The following is a 24,160-nucleotide window of genomic DNA, read 5'->3' as shown; positions in this document are numbered from 1 at the left end:
CGACCCCCGGCGCTGACGTGTGTCCGGGACACTTCCCGCCCTCCGCCGCGCCGCCGAGCACCCCGCCGCGTGCGAGCGATCACTTAGCGTCCCGATCGGCGCACCGTCGCGCGGCGTTCCCTCTCCGGTTCTAGCCTGGTTAGTGGACATATGCGCGCTACGCGCCAGATTGTCGACGCAAGGCGAGGAGGCGGCTGTGAAGGCGAGCGTGGGAGACGTCCTGATCGTGGAGAGCCCCACGGCCGGTGGGTCCCGACGGGAGGGTGAGATCGTCGCGCTGCATCGTTCCGACGGGGAGCCGCCGTACGACGTGCGCTGGTCCGACACCGAACGGGTCGCCCTGGTCTACCCGGGGCCGGACGCCCACGTCGAGCACCCCGGGGAGGGCGGGCCGTGAGCGTGGTCGGCAACAGGCTGCTCGCCGCCGTTCCCGCGGACCGCCGCGACGAGCTGCTTCGGCTCGCCCGCGAGGTGGAGTTCCCCAGCGGAACCCGTCTCTTCGCCGAGGGAGGCGTGGCCGACCGCTTCTGGACCATCGGCTCCGGCACCGTGGCGCTCGACGTCCACGTGCCCGGCCGACCGTCGGCGACCGTGGAGATCCTGGGCCCCGGCGAGCTGCTCGGCTGGTCGTGGCTGGTGCCGCCGCACCACTGGCATCTGGGCGCGGTCGCGGTCAGCCCCGTGCACGCCCAGGAGTACGACGCCGCGGCGGTGCGTGCCCTGTGCGATCGCGATCCGGTGCTGGGCCAGGCGCTGGCCGTGTACGTGGCCGGCGTCGTGGGGCACCGGCTGCGCGCCACCCGGCGGCGGCTGCTGGACCTGTACGCCCCCTACGGCGCCGGGGCGGCCTCGTGAACGCGCGGTCGCCCCGCCGGGTGCGCGACGTCATGCGGCGACCGGGCGTGGCGGTGAGCTCCGGCACCCCGTTCAAGGAGATCGTCCAGCTCATGCGGCGCTGGGACGTCGACGCGCTGCCGGTGGTCCGTGGCGACGGCCGCGTCGACGGGATCGTCTCCGTGGCCGACCTCCTTCCCAAGGAGGAACTCCGCGACCCGAGCCGGCTGCCCACAGACGACACCAGGGCGGGCGCCGCGACGGCGGGTCGGCTGATGACCTCCCCCGCCGTCTCGGTCCGCCCCGACGAGCCGTTGGCCCACGTGGCCCGCCTGATGGGCTCCTGGCATCTCGCCCTGCTGCCGGTGGTCGACGGCGAGGGCCTGCTGACCGGCAGCGTCTCCCGCCAGGACGTGCTGCGTGGTTTCCTGCGGCCCGACGAGGACATCGCCGACGACATCCGGGAGCAGCTGTGGCACCTCGGTCCCGACGCCCCGGAGACCGTCGCGGTGCGGGTACGGGACGGCGTCGTCACGCTCACCGGCAGCGTCCGGGGAGGAAGGCTCACCCGGGCGGAGACGCGTGGCCTCTACACGGTCGAGGGCGTCGTGGACGTCGTCTGCCGCTTCACCGGGGAGGCGGGGCCGCCCCAGGACCGGACCGGATGAGACGACACCGTCGTCTCGGCTGGCGGAACTACGGATGCGGCCGGATGGGCCTGTCCCGATGATGAGGGTATGAGCCGTGCCGTCCGGGTGGGTGGCCGCGAGGAGCCGCCCGGGAGCCCGGACGGCGGTGGGGCCGCCGAGCCACGGGCGGCCATCTCGGAGGTGCCGGCGGGCGCGGTCTTCGCGTCCCTGGACACCTCGCCGCCCGGCCTGCCGTCGGAACGGGCGCTGGAGCGGGCGGCCCGGTACGGGGCGAACGAGCTACCGCGGCCGAGGCGGCGAGGGCTGTGGCGACAGTTCGCGGGACAGTTCAGGGACCTGTTCGCCGTGGTGCTGCTGGCGGCCTCCGCGATCACCTTCCTCTCCTACGCCCTGGAACGACCCCGCGACGTCGGGCATCTCCAACTCGGCGTGGCGATCCTCGGCGTCGTACTGCTGAACGCGCTGATCGGTTTCACCCAGGAGTACGCGGCCGAGCGCACGGCCGAGATGTTGCAGCGGATGGTGCCGCACACCTGCCGGGTGCTTCGCGACGGTCAGCGCCGCGAGCTGGCGGCGCGCGAGCTGGTGCCGGGCGACGTGGTGCTGCTGGAGGCGGGGGACGCCGTGCCCGCCGACTGCCGGCTGGTGGAGAGCCACGAGGTCGCGGTGAACAACGCCTCGCTCACCGGGGAGAGCGACGCGGTGGGCCGCACCGACGAACCGGTCGCGGCCGGCCCTCCGCTCCAGGCCCGCAACTGCGTGTTCCTCGGCACCGACGTCGTCGCGGGCTCGGCCCGGGCCGTGGTGTTCGCCACCGGGCTGGACACCGAGTTCGGGAGGATCTTCCGGCTGACCGCCGGGGCGCCGGCGCGGAAGTCCCCGTTGCAGGACCAGGTGGCGGGAATGGCCCGGCGCGTCGCGCTGGCGGCGCTGGCGTGCGGTGTGCTGCTGTTCGCCGTCCGGCTGCCCGCAGGCGAGGGGATGGTCTCCTCCTTCGTGTTCGCGCTGGGGGTGATGGTCGCGCTCGTGCCCGAAGGGCTGCCGGCCACCCTCTCGGTGACGCTCTCCTTCCAGGTGCGGCGCATGGCCCGGCGCCACGCCCTGGTGAAGCGACTGCTGGCGGTGGAGGCCCTCGGCTCGACGACGGTGATCTGCACCGACAAGACGGGCACGCTCACCCAGGCGGCCATGACCGTGACGATGGTGTGGACCGCCGGGCGCGCTCACCCCGTGTCGGGCATCGGCTACGCGCCGGAGGGCGAGGCGGCCGGCGGGGAGCCGGTGCGCGAGCTGCTGCGGGCGGCCGGTCTGTGTGGCAACGCGCGGCTACTCCCCCCGGAGGAGCACCGCGGCTGGCGGGTGCTGGGCGATCCCACCGAGGGCGCCCTCGTGGTGGCGGCCACCAAGGCCGGCCTCGACCTGCGGGCCGAGGAGTCGGCCACACCCCGCACGGCGGAGTTCCCCTTCGACTCCGTCCGCAAGCTGATGACGACCGTCCACGCGTGCGACGGCGGCGCGGTCCACCGGGCCCACGTGAAGGGCTCCACCCAGGCCGTCCTGGCCCGCAGCGACCGGATCAGGTGGGACGCCGACCAGCGGCCGCTGACCGAGGAGGCACGGGCCGAGGTGGTCGCCGCCCACGACGAACTGGCCGCCCAGGGACTTCGGGTGCTCGCGGTGGGCACGCACGAGGTCTCCTCGGCACGCCCCGCGCAGGACGAGGCGGAGAGCCGACTCACGTTCCTCGGTCTCGTGGGCATGAACGATCCGCCGCGCCCCGAGGTCGGTGACGCGGTCGCGGCCTGCCAGCGCGCCGGCATCCGCATCATCATGCTGACCGGCGACCACCCGCTGACCGCCGAGAGCATCGCGCGCCGCGTCGGCGTGGTGAGCCGGTCCTCGCCGGCCGTCCTGACCGGCGACCGCCTCGACGCCCTGGACGAGCCGGGACTCGACGCCCTGCTGGCGGACGACCGGACGTTGCTGCTGTGCCGGGTGAGCCCGGAGCACAAGACGCGCGTGGTCGCCGCGCTGCAGCGGCGCGGCGAGGTGGTGGCGGTCACCGGGGACGGAGCCAACGACGCCCCCGCCCTGCGCCGCGCGGACATCGGCGTCGCCATGGGCCTGTCGGGCACCGACGTCGCCCGGGAGGCGGCGGCGATGGTGCTGCTGGACGACTCGTTCGCGTCCATCGCGGTCGCGGTGGAACTGGGCCGGTCCGTCTACGGCGACATCCGCAAGTTCCTCGTCTACCTGTTCAGCCACAACGTCGCCGAGCTGGTGCCCATCCTGGCGGCGACCTTCTCCGGTTTCCCCCTCGTGCCGATCACGGCCGTGCAGATCCTGGCGATCGACCTCGGGTCCGACGTCCTGCCGGCGCTGGCCCTGGGCACCGACCCTCCCGAGCCGGACGTGATGGACCGCCCGCCCCGCGGCCGGCGCGAGCCGCTCTTCTCCGCGGCCGTCGTCCGCCGATTCCTGTTCCTGGGCACCATCCAGGCGGCCGGGGCCTGCGCGGTGTTCTTCTGGCGCGTCCACTCCTCCGGCATCCCGTTCGCGGACTTCACGGCCGACGACGTCGCCTACCGGGAGGCGATCACCATGACCCAGGCATCCATCGTGGTCAGCCAGTTCTTCAACGCCCAGGCCGTGCGCACCGAGCGGGAGAGCGTCCTGAAGGTCGGCCTGCTGTCCAACCCGCGGCTGCTGCTCGCCGGCCTGCTGGGCATCGCCCTGATGGCGGCCATCAGCTACGCGCCGCCGCTCCAGTCCGTGTTCCACACGGCGGCCCTGTCGGCGACGGACTGGCTGGTGCTGGTCGGGCTGGGCGCGCTGCTGCTGGTCGCCGAGGAGACGCGCAAGTGGCTGCTGCGCCGCGGCCGGACGGACGAGAGGGAGGTGCCGCGATGAGGGTGCTCGTCGTCGGCTGCGGGCGGGTCGGCACCGGCCTGGTCGCCCAGCTCACCGCCGAGGGCAACGACGTGCGCGTCATCGACCGGTCGGCCCGCGCGCGGCACCGGCTGCCCGCCGCGTTCACCGGAAGCTTCCACGAGGGCAACGGCTACCACCGAACGGTGCTGGAGGAGGCGGGCATCGAGCACGCCGACGCGCTCGTCGCCGCCACCTCCGCCGACACCAGCAACATCGTCAGCGCCCGCGTCGCACGCGACGTCTATCGCGTCCCCACCGTGCTGGCCCGCATGGACGACCCGCGCCACGCCACCGCCTACCAGGAGCTCGGCATCCCCACCGTGGCCGGCGTCCGGTGGACGGTCCACGAGATCCACCGCCTCCTCACGCACCGCCACCTCGCGCCGGAACTCGCGTTCGGCCACGGCGAGACGCTGCTGCTCAGGGCCCGAACGCCCGACCACCTCGTCGGTCGGCGACTGGCCGAGTTCGACGTGGCGGGCGAGATCCGGGTCGTCGAGGTGACCCGGGCCGGCCGCTCGCTGGTGCCGGGCGAGCACACCCGCATCCGGGGCGACGACCTGGTCACCTTCGTGGTGGCGGCCACCTCCCTGGCCCGGCTGCGCGGCTTCCTCGGCAAGGATCTCGGCACGTGAGGGCCGTCGTGGTCGGCGGCGGCCGGCTGGGTGCGCAGGTCGCCCAGGCGCTGGCCGCGGCTGGCCACGAGGTCGCGCTTGTCGAGGTCGACGAAGATCGTCTGACGGTCCTCGGCCGGCACGTCCCTGCCCGACTGGTCCCCGGTGACGCGTGCGACCCGGCGGTGCTGGAGGCCGCCGGCCTGCTCGGTGCCGACCTGATGGTCGCCGCGACCGGCAGCGACGAGACCAACCTGGTGGTGAGCCTGCTCGCCAAGCGGCGCTTCGCGGTGCCCCGGGTGGCGGCGCGGGTGGACGACGCCGAGAACGCCTGGCTGTTCGACCGGAGCTGGGGCGTGGACATCGTCGTGCCGTCCGCCATGCCCCTGGTGTCCCTCATCGAGGAGGCCGTCGGCGCCAGCGACACCGTCGCACTGCTCCGCCTCGGCAGGGCCGGCGTCAGCGTCATCGAGACCGTCATCGCCTCGGAGTCACGCGGCGCCGGTCGAACCCTCGGGGAGATCCCGCTCCCGGACGGCACGGTCGTCGCCACCGTCGTCCGGGACGGACAGCCCACGCCGCCGCTGCCCGGACTGCGACTGCTCCCCGGCGACGAGGTGCTCGTCGTCTCCCACGCCAGCACCGAACGGGAGATCGACGAGGCGTTCCATTGAACGGCCCGGCAGGACACGCCTCCGGCGCGGGCCTCTCGGCGGCCGAGGCCGCCCGCCGGCTCGCCGAGCACGGCCCGAACACGGTGGCCTCCGACGGCCGGATCCCGACGTGGCGGCGGGTGCTGTGGCAGCTTCGCGACCCGTTGATCCTGCTGCTCCTGGTGGCCGCGGCCCTGACCGTCGGGACGGGTGACATCCCGGACACCGTCGTGATCGGTCTGGTCGTCGTCGCGAACACGGCCGTGGGCGTGGCGCAGGAGGCCCGGGCGGAACGGGCCCTGGCGGCCCTCAAGGCGATCAGCGCCCCGGCGGCGCGAGTCGTGCGCGACGGTCGGGAACGACTCGTGCCCGCGGCCGAGGTCGTGCCGGGAGACGTGGTGCTGCTCGGGGAGGGAGACATCGTGCCGGCCGACGGCGAGGTGCGGGAGGCGTCGACGCTCCTGGTCGACGAGTCGGCGCTGACCGGGGAGTCCGTCCCGGTCGAGAAGACCATGCCGTTCGCCGCCATCCCGGAGACGGTCTCCTCCGGGACCGTCGTCGTGCGGGGACGGGGACGGATCCGGGTCACGGCCACCGGCGCCGGGAGCGCCGTCGGTCGGATCGCCTCGTTGATGAGCACGGGCCCCAGGCTGACCCCGCTGCAGCGCCGGCTGGCGGAGCTGGGCCGCATCATGGCGGCCGTCACCGTGGCCTTGTGCGCGGTCGTCCTGGTCTCCGGGCTGGCCCGGGGACAGTCGGCCGAGCTGATGGTCGTCACGGCGATCAGCCTCGCCGTGGCCGCCGTGCCCGAGTCGATGCCCGCCGTCGTCACCCTGGCCCTCGCGCTGGGCGCCCAGCGCATGGCGCGCCGGAAGGCCATCGCGCGACGGCTCCCCGCCGTGGAGACGCTGGGCGCGGTGACGGTGATCGCCTCCGACAAGACCGGCACCCTGACCGAGGGACGGATGCTCGTCGAGCGGCTGTGGACGCCGGTCGGCGAGGCCCACGTCACGGGCAGCGGTTACGAACCCCACGGTCAGGTCCGGCGCGAGGAAGCCGAGGTCACCTGGACCGACGCGCCGGACCTCGCGACGCTCACGCGAGCGGCGGTCCTGTGCAACGACGCTGGTCTCGAGCCACCCACGCCGGACGAGGACCGGTGGCGAGCGCTGGGCGACCCGATGGAGGCGGCCCTGCTGACCGCCGCCGCCAGACTGGGCCGCGACCCCGACGCCCTGAGGGAGGAGGCGCCCCGGCTCGACGAGATCCCCTTCGACAGCGCGCGCCGGCGCATGACCACCATCCACCGGCTCCCCGCCGGCGACGTGTGGGTGGTGACCAAGGGCGCCCCCGAGGTGATGCTCCGGCCCGAGCTCCTGGAGGCGCCGGGCGACGTCCTGGACCAGGCCAGGGCCGCGGCCAGCCATCTGGCCCGCCAGGGCTACCGGGTGCTGGCCGTCGCCGCGTCGGCCCACTCCACCGTGCCCGAGCACCCGGAGACCGGCATGGCCCTGCTGGGCCTGGTCGGCATCCTGGACCCACCCAGAGCGTCGGCCCGCGCCACCGTCGCCGCCTGCCAGGCAGCGGGCCTCGCCCTCGTGGTGATCACCGGGGACCACCCGCTGACGGCCCGGGCGATCGCCGCCCGCCTCGGCGTTGTCGACCCGGCGCGCACGGGAGAGGTGGTCACCGGCGAGGAGTTGCGGCGCGCCGGCGCGGCACCGCCCGAGGCCGTACGCGTCTACGCGCGAACCACCCCGGAGCAGAAGGTGGACATCGTCGAGGCGTGGCGCGCGGCCGGACACGTGGTCGCCATGACCGGCGACGGGGTCAACGACGGCCCCGCGCTGCGACGCGCCGACATCGGCGTGGCCATGGGGCGGCGCGGCACCGAGGTGGCCCGGCAGGCGGCCGACCTGGTGCTCACCAACGACGACCTCGGCGTCGTCGTGGCCGCGGTGGAGGAGGGGCGCCGGGTCTACGGCAACGTGCGGCGGTTCCTGCTGTACGGCCTCGCCGGTGGCGTGGCGGAGATCCTCGTCATGCTCGTCGGACCGGCGGCCGGGATGGCGCTGCCGCTGCTTCCCGCCCAGATCCTGTGGATCAACCTGCTCACCCACGGCCTGCCCGGCGTCGCACTCGGCGCGGAACCCGCCGAGGCCGACGTGATGCGGCGCCGGCCCCGTTCCCCGACCGAGGGCATCCTCGGTGGCGGCCTGTGGCTGCGGCTGCTGCTGCTCGGCGCGCTCACCGCCACGCTCAGCCTGGGGGCGGCCATCTGGGCCCGGGAGCTGGGCTGGCCGTGGCAGTCGGTGCTGTTCCTGGTCCTGGGCGCGATCCAACTGGGCCTGGGCCTCGGATCCCGCGCCCGACCCCGGAGTCTGGCCAACCCCTTCCTCCTGGTCGCCGTGGCCGCCGCGCTCGCCCTCCAGGTGGCCGGCGTCTGCGTTCCGGCGCTCCGGACCCTGCTGGGCACTGAACCGGTCCCCGTGGAGGCGTTGTTGCTGGCGGCTGGCCTGGCCGCGGTGGGCTACACCGCGATGCGCCTGCAGACCGGGGTGCGCCGATGACCTACCAGCGGGACCCGTCCTCGCCCGGGTGGCCGCGCGTCACTCCCGGTCGGCCCGCGCCGCGGTGCCGCGCACCACGACGACGGGGCAGTGGGCGTGGGCCTGGACCGCCTGGCTGACCGAGCCCAGCAGCAGGCCCGCGAAGCCGCCCCGTCCGCGGGCCCCGAGGACGAGGAGCCCGGCGTCCGCGCTGGCATCGATGAGCGCGGGGCGCGCCCGCCCCCGGACGACCGACCGCTCCACCCGGACGGCCGGATACCGTTCCGTCCGGCCGGCCAGCGTCTCCGCGAGCAGTCGCTCCTCGCCCTGGGCGAGCACATGGGGCCGGTCCGGGTGGGGAAGCGACGGGTCGGGAGGGGGCGACGCGGGCGCGTCCGCCGGAGTCCAGGCGTGCAGGGCCCTCAGCGGCACGTCACGGTAGGCGGCCTCCTGGAAGGCGAACTCGACCGCCGCCTCTCCGGCCGCCGAGCCGTCGACACCCAGTACGACGGGGCGTTCCGGATCCGGCCGGCCGCGCACGATCATCACGGGGCAGGCGCTGTGTGCGGGCAGACGCGCGGACGTCGAGCCCAGCAGCGCCCGCTGGAAGGCTCCGAGGCCCCGGCTTGCCACGACAACGAGGGCGGCCTCGCGGGAGTGGGCCACGAGCACGCTGAGGGGATCGCCCTCCTCGGTCACTCCGGCCACCTCCTCGCCCGGTAGTAGGCGACGGGCCCGGTCCACCGCGTGGGTCGTCACATGCTCCGCGAGATCGTGAATCCGCTCCTCCAGCGGATGAAGCGGCGGTTGCCCCTCCCGCATCGGCACGGCGGGCACGGGGTAGGCGTGCACGACCGTGAGCCCGCAGCCCCGCATGCGTGCCTCTCGCGCCGCGACCTCCAACGCGGTGTGGCTGGCCTCCGAACCGTCCACGCCGACCACGACGGCTGGCACCGAGGGCGACCGTGCCGGCCCGTCGCCGGGCCGTGGCGGGGTGCTCGACATCGACCGGCCTCCTCACTCCCTGACGTCACGATCACCCGCCTCCGTCGCCTCGGCAATCCGGCGGCACGCGGACCGCGCCCCGGCGAGTGATGCTCGCCCCGCCGCACGCCCCGCCTTCGCCCCTCCGGAAGGGCCGGGTAGCGCGTGACCGGTCGCGATGCTGTCCTGAGAAGGGCCCGCCGCGTCCAGGGCAGGGCCAGCGTCAGAAAGCGGTGGTCAGGTGGAAGATCCGGTGGTGGTCGGAGTGGACGGGTCACGGCCCAGCCTCGCGGCGCTGGACTGGGCGGTGGACGAGGCCGCGCGCCACCACCGGGCGCTGCGCCTGGTCCACGGCCTGGAGGGAGAGATCGACGACGCGCTCGATCCGCAGGGCGCCGAGCGGGCGGCTCGTGAGGTGCTCGCCGCGGCGGAGGAGCGGGCCCGGGCACGTCGACCCGAGGTCGCCGTCTGCAGCGAGGCGCTCGACGAGGACCCGGTGCACGCGCTGGTGCACGAGAGCCGGGTGGCCTCGGTGCTCGTCGTCGGCAGCCGGGGGAAGGCCGCGCTGACCGGAATGTCGCTGGGCTCGGTCGGCCTGGGCGTCGCCGCCCGAGCCACCTGCGCGTCGGTCGTCGTGCGGGGCTCGGAGTCGTCCCGGCGAGGCGATCACGGCGTGCTGCTGTTGGGCCTGGCCGGCACCCCTCGGGACCTGCCGGCCGCCCGGTTCGCCTTCTCCGAGGCGCGGGCGCGCGGGTCTGCGGTGCGGGCCGTCCACGTCGGGTTCCGGCCGGAGGCGAAGACCCGGCACGCCACCGGAGGCGCCGACGAAACGGACACGGCGGGGGTCAGGGAGGTGGTCGACGAGACGTTGGACGCCACGGCCGACGCCTACGCGGACGTGTCCCTGCACCGGGAGGTCATCGAGGGACCGCCGCGTGGCACGCTGCTGGCGGCGGCGGAGAGCGTGGACCTGCTGGTCGTCGGCGCCCGCCAACGCGGCGGAGTCGCCGGGCTGCAGCTGGGCCTGCTGAGCCACGCGCTGCTCCACCTGGCACCGTGCCCGGTCGCGGTGGTGCCGGAGGGCTGACGGCCGGCCAGGTCGCCTCTCAGCCCCTCACAGGCGAGCGGACGTCGGACCCCGCGGCCTCCGCCGCCCCTGACGTTCACGGGTACGCGCCAGATCACGTTCGGCGCCGGCGACGTTCTCCTTCACCGCCAGGAAGCTGTCAGGGGCGACGGACACCGAGTCGATGCCGGCCTCGACCAGCAGGCGAGCGAAGTCAGGATCGTCGCTCGGCCGTTGCCCGCACAGGCCGGCGGCGCGCCCGCGGGCGTGGGCCGCGCCGACGAGTTCCCTGATGCTGTGGGTCAACGCCGGGTCCCGCTCGTCGAAGAGCGGCGCGAGCCGCGCGGAGTTCCGGTCCACTCCCAGGGTGAGCTGGGTGAGGTCGTTGCTCCCGACGGAGAAGCCGTCGAACCGGTCGGCGAAGCCGTCGGCCAGGATGATGTTGGAGGGGATCTCCGCCATGACGTACGTCCGCAGCCCGTTGCGGCCGCGCAGCAGCCCGTTCTCCGCCATGGTCTCCAGCACCCGGTCGGCCTCGTGGAGGGTGCGGCAGAACGGGATCATCACGACGACGTTGGTCAGGCCCATGCCGTCCCGCACCTCGCGCAGCGCCCGGCACTCCAGGCCGAACCCCTCCCGGTAGCCCTCGCTGTAGTAGCGGCTGGCGCCGCGCCACCCGAGCATCGGGTTGTCCTCCGTCGGCTCGAACTCCTCGCCGCCGACGAGCCGGGCGTACTCGTCGGTCTTGAAGTCGCTCATGCGCACGATGACCGGTCGGGGCCACCAGGCGGCGGCGATCCGTCCCACGCCGTGGGCCAGGCGCTCCACGAAGTACGCCGTCTTGTCGGCGTAGCCCTCGGTCAGCTCCGCGATGCGGGAGCGCGCCGCCTCGTCCCGTAGGCCCTCGTACCGGACCAGGGCCATCGGGTGGATCCGGATGTGGTTGGTGATGACGAACTCCATCCGGGCCAGTCCCACGCCGTCCGCCGGCAGCCGCCACCAGCGGAACGCCGCGGACGGGTTCGCGATGTTCAGCATCACCCTCGTGTCGGTGGCGGGCACCCTCGCCAGGTCGATGTCCCGTGCCGCGAAGTCCAGGAGGCCCCGGTACACGTGGCCCTCCTCGCCTTCGGCGCAGGAGACCGTGACGTCCTGCCCGTCGGCGAGCGCGGACGTGGCGTCACCGGTGCCGACGACCGCCGCGACGCCGAGTTCCCGGCTGACGATCGCCGCGTGCGACGTGCGTCCACCGTGGTCGGTCACGATGGCCGCGGCCCGTTCCATCACGGGCTCCCAGTCGGGATCGGTCATCCGGGTGACGAGCACGGAGCCGTCGACGAAGCGCCCCATCTCCTCGACGTCGTCGAGCCGGCACACCCGGCCGGCGGCGACGGCGTCCCCGACGGCGAGCCCGGAGGCCAGCCTCGGCCCCTCCTCCTTCAGCCGGTACGAGCGCAGCGTGGTCGCCTCCTTCCGGACCTGCACCGTCTCCGGACGCGCCTGGACGACGTGGAGTTCGCCGGTCACCCCGTCCTTCGCCCACTCCATGTCCATCGGGCAGCCGTAGTGCTCCTCGATCGACACGGCCCAGGTGGCCAGCCGGAGGATCTCCACGTCGTCCAGGACGCGGGCCCGCCGTTCCTCGGGGGTCGTCTCCACGGTGACCGTTGGCCTGCCGTCGCCGCCGTAGACGACCTTCGTCTGCTTCGCGCCGGTCTCCCGGGAGATCACCGGAACGACGTGCGCACGCCCCAACAGGGGTTTGAACACCTGGTACTCGTCGGGATCCACCTGGCCGGAGACCACCGACTCACCCAGGCCGAACGCCGCGTTGATCAGCACGACGCGGGGGAAGCCGCTGTCCGTGTCCAGGGTGAACATCACCCCGGCGCCCGCGAGGTCGGAGCGCACCATCTGCTGGACGCCGACCGAGAGCGCGACGCCGAGGTGGTCGTAGCCGCGGTCCTCCCGGTAGCTGATCGCCCGGTCGGTGAAAAGCGACGCGTAGCAGCGTTGGCACGCCTCCAGCAGCCGCGCCTCCCCGGTGATGTTCAGATACGTCTCCTGCTGGCCGGCGAAGCTCGCCTCGGGGAGGTCCTCCGCGGTCGCGCTGCTGCGCACCGCCACGTCCGGGTCACGGCGGGACAGAGTCTGGCCCAGCGAGCGGTAGGCCTCCACGATCGCCCGGGCCAGGTGGGGCGGGAACGTCGCGTCGCGGAAGGCCTCGCGGATGGCGGCGCCGACGGTCGTCAGGTCCGTGCCCTGGTGGAGGTCGTCGATGAGGCGCGTGATCCGCGGGCGCAGACCGTTGGCGTCCACGAACTCCTCGTAGGCGTCGGCCGTCGTGGCGAAGCCGCCAGGCACGGCCACTCCCCGTGACGACAGGTGACGTATCATCTCGCCGAGTGACGCGTTCTTGCCGCCGACGACGGGGACGTCCCGTGACGACAGGTCCGCAAGGCGCCTCACCAGGTCGTGCTCGCCCGGGTGATCGGTCATCGTCGTCCTCTCCCGGCCCGCGCCACGCCACCCGCGCGCCGTTCCTGGTCGCCGCGTTCCGCCGCGGCCCGTTACCCGCCGGCCGTCGCGCGGCGGGTAACCACCCGGACGCGGCGGAAACGGCGACGCGCGAGCGACCTGCCGGCGACCCTGACGAGCCCCACAGCCCACCAGACCCCCCGGGGCCGTGCCCACCCCGACCGGCGCAGGTCGAGGGGCGTGGCGGTTCGGACCGTCGCATGCTGAGCCTGGTGGACGAGTACGGGCGACGGGTTGGGTGAGGCGCGATGACGGCCACGGAACACCGTGCGACGGGCACGCATGCCCTGCTGGCGGACGGCACCACGGTGCGCATCCGGCCCGTGGTGCCGGAGGACAGCGAGCAGGTGGGGCGGCTGTACCAGGAGATGTCGGCGGAGAACCTTCGCTCGCGGTTCTTCGCGGCGAGCCGCTGGTCGGGCCGGCAGGAGACCGAGCGGATGTGCGCTCCGGGCAGGCCCGGGTATCAGGCGCTGGCGGCCGAGGTGGGAGGGCGGATCATCGGCGTCGCCGACTTCGAGCGCACGGGTCGGGCGCCCGACGCCGGGGCCGACGGGGGCCTCGTGGAGGCCGAGCTGGCGTTGGCCGTGGCGGATGACTGGCACCACCGGGGGGTCGGGACGCTGCTCGTGGAGCACCTCGTGGACCGGGCCCGCCAGGACGGCGTCGCCGCGTTCCGCGCCGACGCGCTGTCCGACAACCACGCCGTGTTGCGGGTCTTCGGGGATCTGGGGTTGCCCGTCTCCCGCAGGTTCGAGGGTGCCGAGGTGCGCTGCACGGTGCGGTTGGACGTCCGCGACGACGAGCCGTACCTGACCGCGGTGGAGCGGCGCGCGAGCGCGGCGGACATCGCCAGCCTGCGCCCCCTCGTGCGCCCGGGATGCGTGGCGGTGGTGGGCGCGGGGCGCAGGTCCTCCTCGGTGGGGCGCGTGGTGCTGCGCAACATGCGCCGGGGCGGCTTCACGGGACTGCTGTACGCGGTGAATCCCCACGCGCGCTTCCTGGAGCACGTCCCCACCTACCCGTCCGTCGGGACGTTGCCGCACGTGCCGGACCTGGTGGTGGTGGCGGTGCCGGCCGCCACGGTGCCGGGGGTGGCCGAGGACTGCGGGCGGGCCGGGGTACGGGCGCTGGTGGTGGTCTCCGCCGGTCTGGACGCGGAGCAGGGTGCGGCGCTGCTGGACGCCTGCCGGACGCACGGGATGCGCCTGGTGGGGCCGAACTGCCTGGGCCTGGCGAACACCGAGGGCGAGGTCCGGCTGGACGCCACGTTCGCCGCGCGGGGCCCGACGACGGGCACGGCGGGCGTGGCGGTGCAGTCGGGCGGGGTGGGCATCGCCCTGCTGGGCGGGCTGTCGCGGCTGGGCATCGGCGTGTCCAGCTTCGTGTCGTTGGGTGACAAGTACGACGTCAGCGGGAACGACCTGCTGCAGTGGTGGGAGGCCGACGGCGTCACCGGACTGGCGCTGTTGCACCTGGAGTCGTTCGGCAACCCGCGGGCGTTCTCCCGTACCGCCCGGCGGGTGGCGCGCCGGATCCCGGTGCTCACGGTGGACGCCGGGCGTTCGGCGGCCGGTCGGCGCGCGGCGGCGTCGCACACCGCCGCGGCGGCCACCCCGACCATGACCCGCCGGGCGCTGTTCACCCAGGCCGGCGTCATCGCCACCCGCAGCATCGGCGAGCTGCTGGACACCGCGGCGCTGCTGCACACCCAGCCGCTGCCCACCGGCTCCCGGGTGGCGGTGCTGTCCAACGCCGGCGGGGCCGGCGTGCTGGCCGCCGACGCCCTGGTCGAGGCCGGGCTGACCGTCCCGGAACTGCCCGCCGACCTGCTCGCCTCTCTCCGCCGCGTGCTCCCTCCGGGAGCCAGCGCGACCAACCCGATCGACGTCACTCCCGCCGTGACCGAGACGGCACTCACCGAGTGCCTGGACCGGCTGGCCGCCCACGACGCGGTGGACGCCGTGCTGGTGAGCCTGGTGCCCACCGCACTGGGCGCGGCCACCGGAGAGGACCCCGAGCGGTCACTCACCGACCCGAGCGGCGTGGACCTGCCCTGCCCGGTCGTGGCGGTCCGACCCGACCAGGTCGAACGCGTCACCGTCCTGCGGGCCACGTCCGGGCGCGACGTCCCGGCCTACGCCGAGCCGCAGGCCGCCGCCCAGGCCCTGGCCCACGCCGCCGCCCGCGCCCGCTGGTTGTCCCGCCCCGGCGGAGTGCTCCCCGAACTGTCAGGCATCGACGAGCCCGGCGCCCGGACCGTCGTGGACGCCTACCTCGACGCCCATCCCGACGGTGGCTGGTTGGAGCCCCGCGAGTGCGCCGAACTCCTGGCCCGCTACGGCGTTCCCCAGGTGCCATGGGCCTGGGCCACCACCGAGGACGAGGCCGTCGCCGCCGCGGCGCGGGTGGCCGAGCCCGATCGACCGGTGGTACTGAAGGCCCACTGGCCGGGGCTGGTCCACAAGAGCGCCCAGGGCGCCGTCGCGCTGGACCTGGCCGGGGAAGAACAGGTCCGCGACGCCTACCGCCGGTTCACCGAACGCTTCGGCGCGCGCATGACCGGGGTGCTGGTGCAGGCCATGGCCCGCCGCGGCACCGAACTCTTCGCCGGCATCGTGCAGGACGACGTCTTCGGACCCCTCGTCGTCTTCGGCCTGGGCGGCACCGCCACCGAACTCCTGGCCGACCACGCCGCCCGCCTGGCGCCCCTCACCGACCAGGACGTCCACGACCTGATCACCGCCCCCCGATCCGCTCCTCTCCTCCTGGGTGGCCAGGACCGGGAACCCGCGGATCTGGCGGGCCTGCAGGACGTGCTCTCCCGGGTGTCCCGGCTCGCCACCGACCTGCCCCAGCTCGTCGAGGCCGATCTCAACCCGCTGGTCGCCCGCCCGGACGGCGTCCTCGCGGTGGACGCCCGCCTCCGCCTGGTGCCCCGCCGCGCCTTCGACCCGTACCTCCGCCGGCTCCGCTGAAACCGGCGGCCCCCATGCCCGTCAGGGCTGCGGCACCACCGCGACCGGGCAGCTCGCCTGATGCAGCAGCGCGTGGGAGACGAGGCCGAGGTGGAGGCCGGGAGCGCCGCGTCGTTGATGAGCCCCCACCACCAGGAGATCGGCCTCCTCCGCGGCCCGGAGCAGCGCCTGCCGGGCGGAGCCCTCGACGACCTGGCGACGCATCGGCACGTCCGGGTGTCCGACCCGGTCCTCGTCCAGGGCCGTGTCCAGCAGCTTCTCCGCGGCCCCGGGAACGTCGTCGCCCACCACACCCCCCGCGTTCGACCCGGGCCTGCGCCAGGCGTGCACGGCCAGGAGCTCGCAGCCGCGCGCCTCCGCCTCCCGGAACGCGTATCCGACGGCCGCCGCGCCGTGCGGCGTGCCGTCGACCCCGACCACGACCCGTCCACGCGATCCCGCCACGCTCGGTGAGGAACCGCGCACCACCACGGTCGGACACGGGGCACGCCCGGCGACGCCCAGGCTGACCGAGCCCAGCAGCGCCCCGGCCAGCGGGCCGCGGCCGCGGCAGCCGACGACGAGGAGGAACGCGCTGCGTCCCTCCTCCAGGAGCGACTCCACGGCGCCGGCCGCCAGGACGTCCTGCGAGAGGGCGACGCCGGGACGCCGGACCGCGGCACGGTGCTCGGCGGCGGCGAGCACGTTGTGAGCCATGACCTGCGCCGTGGGGCGGTCGACGCCCACGCTCGGGGTCACCCCCTCGTAGCGTTCCCACAGCGAGGCGTGGACCATCCGCAGCGGCCGGCCGTGGCGTTCCGACGCGTCCAGGGCCCAGTCGACCGCCAGCAGGCTGGAGTCCGAGCCGTCCACTCCCACGACCACCGGACGCTCCACCTGGCCACCACCTCTCCGCCGTTCCTGACCCCCGGCTCTCTCCAGCACACCATCACCATCGCCTCTCGGCGAGACGGACGATCCGCACACCCCCCGAATGGCATATCGGGATAAATACACCAGAATGAGAAGAGTCAGGGGAAGGAGCGTGTGTCATGAAGGCGCTGGTGTACCACGGCCCGGGACGACCCTCGTGGGACGACGTCGACGATCCCACGGTCCAGGATCCTGGCGACGCGATCGTGCGCGTCGACACCACCACGATCTGCGGGACCGACCTGCACATCCTCAAGGGCGACGTCCCCGAGGTGACGCCCGGCACCATCCTGGGGCACGAGGCCGTCGCCACCGTCGTCGAGACCGGGTCGGAGGTGCGGACGGTGCGTCCGGGAGACCGGGTTCTGGTCTCCTGCATCTCGGCCTGTGGCCGCTGCTCCTACTGCCGGCAGGCCGCCTACGGCCAGTGCCTGGGCGGCGGCGGGTGGATCCTCGGACACCTGGTGAACGGCGCCCAGGCCGAGTACCTGCGCGTGCCGTTCGCCGACCTGTCGACGCACCCGCTGCCCGAGACGCTGGATCCCAAGGACGCCGTGCTGCTGTCCGACATCTTCCCCACCGCGTACGAGGTCGGCGTGCACAACGGCGGCGTACGCCCCGGGGACACGGTGGTGATCGTCGGGGCCGGACCGATCGGGCTCGCCGCCGTCGCCACCGCCCGACTCCTCTCGCCGGGACGGATCATCGTCTTCGACCCGGCCAAGGACCGACTCGAGGCGGCCCGCGCGCTGGGCGCCGACGTCATCGGCGACCCGCACGAGAACCCCGAGGCGCTGGTGGCGGACCTCACCGGCGGACTGGGGGCCGAGGTCACCATCGAGGCGGTGGGCCTGGCGGAGACGTTCGAGCTGTGCGCCCGACTGGTCCGAGCCGGGGGCCGGGTGGCCAACGTCGGCGTGCACGGCGGCCCGGCCACCCTGCACCTGGAGGACCTCTGGATCCGCAACATCACCATCACCACGGGCCTGGTGGACACCCACTCCACCCACACCCTGCTGTCCCTCCTGGCGGACGGCCGGCTGCCCGCGTCCGACCTCGTCACCCACACCTTTCCCCTCGACCAGATCGAGCGGGCCTACCAGGTCTTCGCGGACCCCGGCACCACCGGCGCGCTGAAGGTGGCCCTCACCACCAGGCCCACGAACAACGGTGAGCTGATACCGACCGGCGGGTGAGAGGACGTCAACGGCGTCAACGATGCCGCGGCGCGCCGGCCTCGAGCCTTCCTGGCGGGGTTGCGTATCCCAGGCGCACGAGCATGTGGACCGGTCCGGCATCGCGGTCGGGATCCCCCAGTCTCTCCCTGAGATCCGCCCATTCCAGAGCCTGGTACAGCCAGGAGACATGCACGGCCTGACGCGTGGCGACGAGCCGCGCGTGTTCCAGGGCCTCACCCGCGGCCAGCCAGTCGGTGCGCCGGTCGTGCGCGGTGGAGAGCACCGCCAGGATCGGATTCGACTCGTAGACCTCGACCGGAGGCGAGTGGTGGAGCAGGGCGGTGAGGTCATCCACGAGGCCGGGCCGCGGGGCCTGGTGCGGGCCGACCGGAGAGACCCCGAACGAGCCGAGGTCGTGGATCCAGCGTCTGCTCTCGTCGCGCCGCTCGGGATCGACGATGTTGCGCGCCTCCGCCTCCGCCGTGAGGGCGAGGAGCCGCCGGGTCTCGCCGTGGTCGGCGAACCGCAGCCGGGCGCCCTCCCCTTCCGCCGCCGCTTCCATGCCGGTCACCACGGCCGGCGGTAGCGGCTGGTTGACCGAGGGGAACCGGCCCCTGGTGCCGTTCCAGAGCGCGTCGTAGAGGTCGGTGCGCTGCGCGGAGACGGCGTCGCCTCGGTCGCCGTCCGCGTCGGCCACCTGGGCGACCGCCAGCACCTCGGGGTGCTCAGGGCTCGGCAGGGTGGTCAGGCGGAGCCGCCAGCCGACATGGGCGGCGGCGACCCTGAGGTTGAACAGGGCGGCCCCGGCCGCGAGGAGGAGGATCCGGCCCACGGGGTCCGCGTGGGGAAGCTGTCGTTCGGTGTTCGCCGTCAGCTCGATCGTTCCGGCGTCGCGGTCGGCGCGCAGGCGCCACGGCTGCCCGTGGTGGACGGTGGGCGCGGCGAGCACCGCGGACATCACCGTGTCCAGCGTCGTCGCGTCGAGCGCTCCGTGCTTCATTCCGCGGCTCCTACCTGCAGGCCGGGACCCGATGGGTTCGTGAACACTCCGTGCCACCCATTTTCGGGTGCCATGCGGTATTACGCAGTTCGGGCTCAGTCGGTCCGCACCCGTCGGCCGGTGATGCGGACCGGCTCGATGCGCAGCCACCGGTCCCGCGCCCCGCCGGCCCACGGGGCCGAGCGAGCACGCTCGGCCAGCCGCTCCGCCTCACTCGCGTCGGTCACCCGACGGGCCGCACCGGCGATCAGCACGCTCCAACCACCGCTGAAGGCCTCGTCGACGTGGTCCACCTCGAAGGCAACCGGGGCACCGGCCGCCCGGTCCGGGGTGCTGCCCGCCGCCGTGCGGATGACGACGGTTCCGTCCACCACGCTGTAGTTGACCGGGAGGACCACCGGGCCCGCCGCCTCGCAGACCGCGATCCGGCCCACCCCGTGGGACGAGAGGCGGGACCAGCACTCCGCGTCGCTGAGCTCCTCCAGCCGGGCCCGCGGCGCCGCCTGCCCCCGTCCGGTGGGCTGATCAACGCCGCCGCCCCGCAGGGCCGCGGCGGTGGTCTCCAGCGCACCCGCCAACCGCAGCAGGGAGCCGGTGTCCGGCGTGCCCGAGCGTTCCTCCAGATAGCGCAGGTATCCGGGTGCCACGCCGGCGCGCGCGGCGACCTCCTCCCGGCTGAGGCCGAGTTCCTCGCGCCGCAGCGCGGCACGCCTGCCGAAGTCTCCCGGCCCGTTGGCGGAAGCGGTCATCCGGGCGCTCCTCGTCGTGCTACGAACTCCCGAGCTCATGATGGCCGCCGAACGGCCCGCTGTCCTCCCGAACGACGCCGCGTCCCTCGTTCGGCGCGACCGGCTCGCACGACGCACCGGCAGGACGGACGCTGCCCGTGGTGGAGGTCCGCGCAGCCCACCGGGTGCGCCCCCGCCGTGACGGAGAAGGAAGGCCCCGCCATGACCCACCCGGTCGTCGTCGGCGTCGACGGCACACCACAGAGCGCGGCCGCCGCGGCATGGGCGGCCGAGGAGGCTCAGCGGCGCGACGCACCGCTGAGCCTCCTGCAGGCCTGGACCATCAATCCGACCGCCAGCCCCGAACTCATCGCCGCCTCGGATCCCGAGCAGTCCGCCGAACTGGTGCTCAGCCGCGTCCGGGACAGGCTGCTCGCCCATCACCCGAACCTGGAGCTCACGGCGGAGACCGTCGCCGACAGCGCGGTGACGGCGTTGGTGAGCGCCGCGGAACGGGCCCAGCTGCTCGTCGTGGGCACCCGCGGCCTGGGCGCCCTGGGCGGCTTCCTGCTCGGCTCGGTCAGCTCCCACGTGATCGCCCGCGCAGTCTGCCCCGTCGTCGCCGTCCGTGCCTCCCAGGTAGGACAGCCGACCGGGGAGGTGGTGGTCGGCGTCAAGCGTCTGCACGCCTCGGACGCCGACGCCCTGGACTTCGCCTTCGCCACGGCCGCCCGCGGGAACCTTCCCGTCCGGGTGCTGCACGCCTGGCACGCTCCGCCCTCGCGCCATGGCCAGCCCTCCGCCCCGGAGGCGGCCGAACAGGGGGTGGGACAGGCCGCCGCCCTGGCCGACCTCCTGAAGCCGTGGCGCGCCGACCACCCCGACCTGCCGGTCAGCGAGACCCTGCTGGTGGGCAACGCCTCCCAGGCGCTCATCGACGCCGCGACCCGGGCCGCGCTGGTCGTCGTCGGGCGCAGCGGCCACCGCCCCGGCCACGGCACCCGCGTGGGCGCGGTGACCCACGCCCTCCTGCACCACTCCCTGGCCCCGGTCGCCGTCGTGCCACCCTCCACCCGCACCGACGGGGAACGGTGAAGCCGCCGAGCCGACAGGAGAGTCCGGATGACACCGCAGGCGACCGCCACCGACCTCTACGAGGTCACCATGGCGCTGTCCTACCTGCGTGAGGGTATGACGGCTCCGGCGACGTTCAGTCTGTTCGTCCGCGACGTACCTCCCCAGCGCGGGTTCCTGGTGTCAGCGGGACTGGAGTCGGCGCTGGACTACCTCGAGGGTCTGCGCGTCGAGCCGGCGGACGCGGAGGCCTTCGCGGCGGCGCTGCATCGGCCGGCCGCCGACCTCGCCCCGCTGGCGGGGCTCCGCTTCACCGGTGAGGTGTGGGGAGTGCCCGAGGGTCGGATCGTGCTGCCGGGCGAACCGCTGCTGGAGGTCACGGCTCCGCTGCCGGAGGCCCAGCTCGTCGAGACGTGCCTGCTGAACATGCTGAACCACCAGACCTCCCTCGCCTCGAAGGCGGTGCGCTGCGTCCTCGCCGCGGACGGCCGGCCGGTGGTCGACTTCTCCCTACGCCGCACCCACGGCATCGAGTCCGGCATCCAGGCCGCCCGGGTGGGCGGCCTCGTGGGCTTCGCGGCCACCAGCAACGTCGCCGCGGCCCAGGCCTTCGGCCTCCCCGCCACCGGCACCATGGCGCACTCGTACGTCGAGGCGTTCGCGGACGAGGAGGACGCGTTCCGGGCCTTCGCCCGCACCCATCCGGGTCCCGTCACCCTCCTCGTCGACACCTACGACACCGAGGCCGGCACCGCCGTCGCCGCCCGCGTGCTACGGGAGCTGAACCGCGGACCGGGCTGCGGCATCCGCCTCGACAGCGGCGACCTGGGCGTACTGGCGGAGCGCTGCCGGCGGCTGTTGGACGACGCCGGCCTCCCCGAGGTCCGGATCGTCGCCAGCGGCGGCCTGGACGAGTTCGCCGTCGACGCCCTGGTCCGCTCCGGCGCGCCGATCGACGTCTTCGCGGTGGGCACCCGGGTCGGGGTGGCCGCCGACGCGCCCTACCTGGACTCCGCCTACAAGCTCGTCGCGTACGACGGGACGCCGGTGATGAAGCTCTCCACGGCCAAGGTGACCGCGCCGGGGCCCAAACAGGTCTGGCGACGCCCGGGCTTCCGCGACGTGATCGGCACCCGCGACGAACGGCCGCCCGCCGACGGCGGGCCGCTGCTGCACAGGGTCATGACCGACGGCGAACGCGTCGGCCCCCGGCCCGCCCTCGACGCCTCGCGACGGCTCCTCACGGACGACCTCCGCACGCTCCCGGCCGAGGCGAAGCGCATCCACGATCCGGTGAGCCCGCACGCGACGATCTCCCCACGCCTCTCCCGCCTGACCGACGAGGTACGCCGCCGCCTCCAAGGAACGGCGCGGGCGGCCTGAGGGGGAACACCCGACGAGGCGCGGGTCCGGGGGGTCCGACACTCCGACCCCCCACACGTGTCCGATATCTACTAAAATAAGGCGCTTCGCCGGCGTGAAGTGCGGATCCCTGCTGGGAAGGCACCGACGAACCACGGAAGGCACCCGGTCCGGCCCCGGTGACCAGGAGGAGAAACGCCGCATGCTGCCGATCAGCAACGACCAGCTCTCCGCCATCCGGACCGCCGTGCGAGGACGCCCCGACGGCGTCCACCAGCCGCTCGATCCTTCCAACCCGGACGACGCCGCGGCCATCAGGGCCTTCCTGGAGCTCAGCGGCAAGACCGCGGAAGCCTGTCCCGGCCTCCACGCCGATCTGGACCGCCTCACGCGAAGCGCTTCGCCCCTCGCCAGAGCCGACGGGCAGGTGCTCGACATCGTCGACAGCGGCCGGGACGTCCACGGTCGGGCGACCGCCCGGGTCTGGCATCTCGACACCGAGGGCGGGCTCATGGCCAGCAGCCTGGCGCTCGCCGTGGACGCCGACAGCGGGCGTCCGGTGGCCCTCGGCTACGCCAACCGGGTGGGTGGCGGCCTGGTGCCGGCCGCCACCCGTTCCGAGTCGGCCCTTCCGGCCCCGGACCGCATGACCACGATCGGCTTCGCGTGCTCGCTCAGCACCCCGGACACCGACCCGAAATTCGGCGTCGTCGCCAGGACCGCACCGGTCATCGGTGCTGGTCCGATCGCGGCCGTGGTCACCGATCCGGTCACGCACAACAGCCACAGCGAGGTCCGAATCGGTCTCGGCCGGCCCTGGGATACCAAGGATCTCGACTACTGGTACAAACAAGACCTCAGCGACCAGCCGCAACTGGTGGTTCCCTTCACCGGAAGTGCCCACGTCCCGTATCCGCTCGCCAACGTCGACGGTGGCCGGTTCACCGAGGGACTACAGGTCAGCACCTGGTTGTACTCGCGCACTGCCAGGAGCTTCGTAGCCCACCTCGACTCCCGGCAGCCGCTCGGAGAACGACTCACGGGCGATGCCTCGACGAGCGTCGTCACCTGGAGCTACCCGTACGACGGCGACGGTACGCCCGGCAACTACGCCTCACTGATGTACGAACCCCTGGCCGAGGCGAACGACAACCTCACCGCCTTCGTCTTCTCGTTTCAGATCCCGGTGCGTGACCCCTCGGGGGTGACGCCGACCTACAACTTCACCGTATGCACCAAGGACGGCCGGACTGCCCGTCGGTCAACTGCGTGACGATTCCTGACCTCGAGTTCTGGTGGCACTGCCTGGCAGAGGGCACTCGGGTCACCCTCGCCGACGGCGGCACGGTGCCCGTCGAGCATGTCGACAACACCATGCGGGTGCGCACCCGGGACGGCGGATCGATCGGCGTGGAGGCCACCACCCGAGGCCTGCACGCCGGCGAGGTACTGCGGCTGAGTACCGAGGACCATCACAGCGTGGTGTTGACCGCCGGGCACCCGGTCGTCACCCCGGACGGGCTCCGGCGGGCCGTCGATCTGGCCGTCGGCGACCACGTGCTGACGCAGGACGGCGTGACTCAGGTGACTGAGAGGGTTCCCGTGCCGTCCACCGCAGTGTTCGCGAACCTCAAGCTGATCAATGACGATGACAGGGCGCGCGGCCTCGCCGGAAGCGTCGGCACCTTCATCGCCAACGGGATTGCCGTCGGTGACTTCCTGTCCATGACCGCCCTGCACAAGCAGAACGCGCGTTCGCTGGGCTACATGTTGCCCAGGTTGCCGGAGAAGTACCACACCGACTACGCCAGCATGCTGGCCGACATCGCCCGCGACAACGTCCACTACGGCGGAAACCTCTAGGTCGCGCGCGGAGAACGGAGAGGCAGCCGGTGGCATCGTTCCAGTGGGTCCAGTATGTCGACCCGTTCGCGCCGCTTCCCCTCGACGCCCGCTACGAGGCCGGTGTCTTCGCCACGCTGTCCGACTCACCAAGCGGCACCGTCGCCTACGCCGCGTTGCTCGGCGACCAGACTCCTGTCGGCTATGGCACCAGCGTTGCCGGGAGCTTCGTCGGGGTACTCAACTCCAGCCCCCTGGTGGCAGGAA

General features: G+C 73.8%; 19 protein-coding genes. 14 read left to right on the top strand and 5 right to left on the bottom strand.

The window, feature by feature from the left end:
* Positions 1-196: 196 nt before the first annotated feature.
* From ABGB06_RS32325 to ABGB06_RS32295, 7 genes are all read left to right on the top strand, one after another.
* A complete protein-coding gene (locus ABGB06_RS32325) occupies positions 197-397 on the top strand; it encodes a DUF1918 domain-containing protein (protein WP_347596534.1) in 201 nt (66 codons plus the stop codon).
* Entirely contained in the window at positions 394-855 is a 462-nt protein-coding gene (locus ABGB06_RS32320; protein WP_347596531.1) for a cyclic nucleotide-binding domain-containing protein, read from the top strand. The genes ABGB06_RS32325 and ABGB06_RS32320 overlap by 4 nt, the downstream gene beginning before the upstream one ends.
* 32 nt (positions 856-887) lie before the next feature.
* Positions 888-1,502, top strand: coding sequence for a CBS domain-containing protein (locus ABGB06_RS32315; RefSeq protein WP_347596528.1), 615 nt, complete (start codon positions 888-890; stop codon positions 1,500-1,502).
* 69 nt (positions 1,503-1,571) lie between these two features.
* Positions 1,572-4,394: a cation-transporting P-type ATPase gene (locus ABGB06_RS32310; RefSeq protein ID WP_347596526.1), complete on the top strand. Its 2,823-nt coding sequence runs from the start codon at positions 1,572-1,574 to the stop codon at positions 4,392-4,394.
* Positions 4,391-5,050, top strand: a complete 660-nt coding sequence (locus ABGB06_RS32305) for a TrkA family potassium uptake protein (RefSeq protein ID WP_347596523.1) — start codon at positions 4,391-4,393, stop codon at positions 5,048-5,050. Before ABGB06_RS32310 ends, ABGB06_RS32305 begins: the two co-directional genes overlap by 4 nt.
* Positions 5,047-5,703: a TrkA family potassium uptake protein gene (locus ABGB06_RS32300; protein WP_347596520.1), complete on the top strand. Its 657-nt coding sequence runs from the start codon at positions 5,047-5,049 to the stop codon at positions 5,701-5,703. Before ABGB06_RS32305 ends, ABGB06_RS32300 begins: the two co-directional genes overlap by 4 nt.
* Positions 5,700-8,252 (top strand): cation-transporting P-type ATPase, encoded by a 2,553-nt coding sequence (locus ABGB06_RS32295; protein ID WP_347596517.1) that lies wholly within the window; start codon positions 5,700-5,702, stop codon positions 8,250-8,252. Before ABGB06_RS32300 ends, ABGB06_RS32295 begins: the two co-directional genes overlap by 4 nt.
* A 39-nt stretch (positions 8,253-8,291) precedes the next feature.
* Here ABGB06_RS32295 and ABGB06_RS32290 read toward each other — a convergent pair whose 3' ends face one another.
* The gene (locus ABGB06_RS32290) at positions 8,292-9,236 is read right to left on the bottom strand and encodes a universal stress protein (RefSeq protein ID WP_347596514.1); all 945 of its coding nucleotides are present in this window, start codon (positions 9,234-9,236) and stop codon (positions 8,292-8,294) included.
* Positions 9,237-9,456: 220 nt separating this feature from the next.
* Between ABGB06_RS32290 and ABGB06_RS32285 the strand changes: the two genes are divergently transcribed.
* Positions 9,457-10,302 (top strand): universal stress protein, encoded by an 846-nt coding sequence (locus ABGB06_RS32285; protein WP_347596511.1) that lies wholly within the window; start codon positions 9,457-9,459, stop codon positions 10,300-10,302.
* 27 nt (positions 10,303-10,329) lie between these two features.
* Here the strand turns inward: ABGB06_RS32285 and ppsA are convergent, their stop codons facing one another.
* On the bottom strand, positions 10,330-12,780 hold the full coding sequence (ppsA, locus tag ABGB06_RS32280; RefSeq protein WP_347596508.1) for a phosphoenolpyruvate synthase: 2,451 nt from the start codon (positions 12,778-12,780) through the stop codon (positions 10,330-10,332).
* Between the two features lie 287 nt (positions 12,781-13,067).
* On the opposite strand from ppsA, the gene ABGB06_RS32275 reads away from it, so the two are divergent.
* Positions 13,068-15,797, top strand: coding sequence for a GNAT family N-acetyltransferase (locus ABGB06_RS32275; protein ID WP_347596505.1), 2,730 nt, complete (start codon positions 13,068-13,070; stop codon positions 15,795-15,797).
* Between the two features lie 21 nt (positions 15,798-15,818).
* On the opposite strand, the gene ABGB06_RS32270 is transcribed toward ABGB06_RS32275, so the two are convergent.
* Positions 15,819-16,673 carry a universal stress protein gene (locus ABGB06_RS32270; protein WP_347596502.1) on the bottom strand — a complete coding sequence of 285 codons (855 nt, stop codon included), beginning with the start codon at positions 16,671-16,673 and terminating at the stop codon, positions 15,819-15,821.
* Positions 16,674-16,828: 155 nt separating this feature from the next.
* Between ABGB06_RS32270 and ABGB06_RS32265 the strand changes: the two genes are divergently transcribed.
* Positions 16,829-17,905, top strand: a complete 1,077-nt coding sequence (locus ABGB06_RS32265) for an alcohol dehydrogenase catalytic domain-containing protein (RefSeq protein ID WP_347596499.1) — start codon at positions 16,829-16,831, stop codon at positions 17,903-17,905.
* 16 nt (positions 17,906-17,921) lie between these two features.
* On the opposite strand, the gene ABGB06_RS32260 is transcribed toward ABGB06_RS32265, so the two are convergent.
* Positions 17,922-18,887: a hypothetical protein gene (locus ABGB06_RS32260; RefSeq protein ID WP_347596496.1), complete on the bottom strand. Its 966-nt coding sequence runs from the start codon at positions 18,885-18,887 to the stop codon at positions 17,922-17,924.
* Positions 18,888-18,982: 95 nt separating this feature from the next.
* Entirely contained in the window at positions 18,983-19,636 is a 654-nt protein-coding gene (locus ABGB06_RS32255) for a pyridoxamine 5'-phosphate oxidase family protein (RefSeq protein ID WP_347596493.1), read from the bottom strand.
* Between the two features lie 201 nt (positions 19,637-19,837).
* Here ABGB06_RS32255 and ABGB06_RS32250 point away from each other — a divergent pair, with 201 nt between their 5' ends.
* From ABGB06_RS32250 to ABGB06_RS32235, 4 genes are all read left to right on the top strand, one after another.
* Entirely contained in the window at positions 19,838-20,710 is an 873-nt protein-coding gene (locus tag ABGB06_RS32250; RefSeq protein ID WP_347596490.1) for a universal stress protein, read from the top strand.
* A gap of 27 nt (positions 20,711-20,737) precedes the next feature.
* Complete coding sequence (locus tag ABGB06_RS32245; protein ID WP_347596487.1) at positions 20,738-22,072, top strand: nicotinate phosphoribosyltransferase; 1,335 nt, start codon at positions 20,738-20,740, stop codon at positions 22,070-22,072.
* A 181-nt stretch (positions 22,073-22,253) separates the two neighbouring features.
* Positions 22,254-23,324 carry a hypothetical protein gene (locus tag ABGB06_RS32240; RefSeq protein WP_347596484.1) on the top strand — a complete coding sequence of 357 codons (1,071 nt, stop codon included), beginning with the start codon at positions 22,254-22,256 and terminating at the stop codon, positions 23,322-23,324.
* Complete coding sequence (locus ABGB06_RS32235; protein WP_347596482.1) at positions 23,321-23,914, top strand: Hint domain-containing protein; 594 nt, start codon at positions 23,321-23,323, stop codon at positions 23,912-23,914. The genes ABGB06_RS32240 and ABGB06_RS32235 overlap by 4 nt, the downstream gene beginning before the upstream one ends.
* Positions 23,915-24,160 lie beyond the last annotated feature (246 nt).

Origin of the sequence: Streptomyces sp. B6B3, assembly GCF_039871525.1 — a bacterium.
Taxonomy (GTDB): Bacteria; Actinomycetota; Actinomycetes; order Streptomycetales; family Streptomycetaceae; genus Streptomyces.
The sequence above is the reverse complement of the archived record's forward strand: the minus strand, read 5'-3'. Positions and strand labels throughout refer to the sequence as shown.

What these genes read in the sequence shown, in the direction of transcription:
- ABGB06_RS32315 (WP_347596528.1), top strand. Translation starts at nt 888, where the DNA reads ATGCGGCGACCGGGCGTGGCGGTGAGCTCCGGCACCCCGTTCAAGGAG.
- ABGB06_RS32245 (WP_347596487.1), top strand. Translation starts at nt 20,738, where the DNA reads ATGACACCGCAGGCGACCGCCACCGACCTCTACGAGGTCACCATGGCG.
- ABGB06_RS32255 (WP_347596493.1), bottom strand. Translation starts at nt 19,636, where the DNA reads ATGACCGCTTCCGCCAACGGGCCGGGAGACTTCGGCAGGCGTGCCGCG.
- ABGB06_RS32305 (WP_347596523.1), top strand. Translation starts at nt 4,391, where the DNA reads ATGAGGGTGCTCGTCGTCGGCTGCGGGCGGGTCGGCACCGGCCTGGTC.
- ABGB06_RS32310 (WP_347596526.1), top strand. Translation starts at nt 1,572, where the DNA reads ATGAGCCGTGCCGTCCGGGTGGGTGGCCGCGAGGAGCCGCCCGGGAGC.
- ABGB06_RS32250 (WP_347596490.1), top strand. Translation starts at nt 19,838, where the DNA reads ATGACCCACCCGGTCGTCGTCGGCGTCGACGGCACACCACAGAGCGCG.
- ABGB06_RS32260 (WP_347596496.1), bottom strand. Translation starts at nt 18,887, where the DNA reads ATGAAGCACGGAGCGCTCGACGCGACGACGCTGGACACGGTGATGTCC.
- ABGB06_RS32240 (WP_347596484.1), top strand. Translation starts at nt 22,254, where the DNA reads ATGCTGCCGATCAGCAACGACCAGCTCTCCGCCATCCGGACCGCCGTG.
- ABGB06_RS32265 (WP_347596499.1), top strand. Translation starts at nt 16,829, where the DNA reads ATGAAGGCGCTGGTGTACCACGGCCCGGGACGACCCTCGTGGGACGAC.
- ABGB06_RS32275 (WP_347596505.1), top strand. Translation starts at nt 13,068, where the DNA reads ATGACGGCCACGGAACACCGTGCGACGGGCACGCATGCCCTGCTGGCG.
- ABGB06_RS32290 (WP_347596514.1), bottom strand. Translation starts at nt 9,236, where the DNA reads ATGTCGAGCACCCCGCCACGGCCCGGCGACGGGCCGGCACGGTCGCCC.
- ppsA (WP_347596508.1), bottom strand. Translation starts at nt 12,780, where the DNA reads ATGACCGATCACCCGGGCGAGCACGACCTGGTGAGGCGCCTTGCGGAC.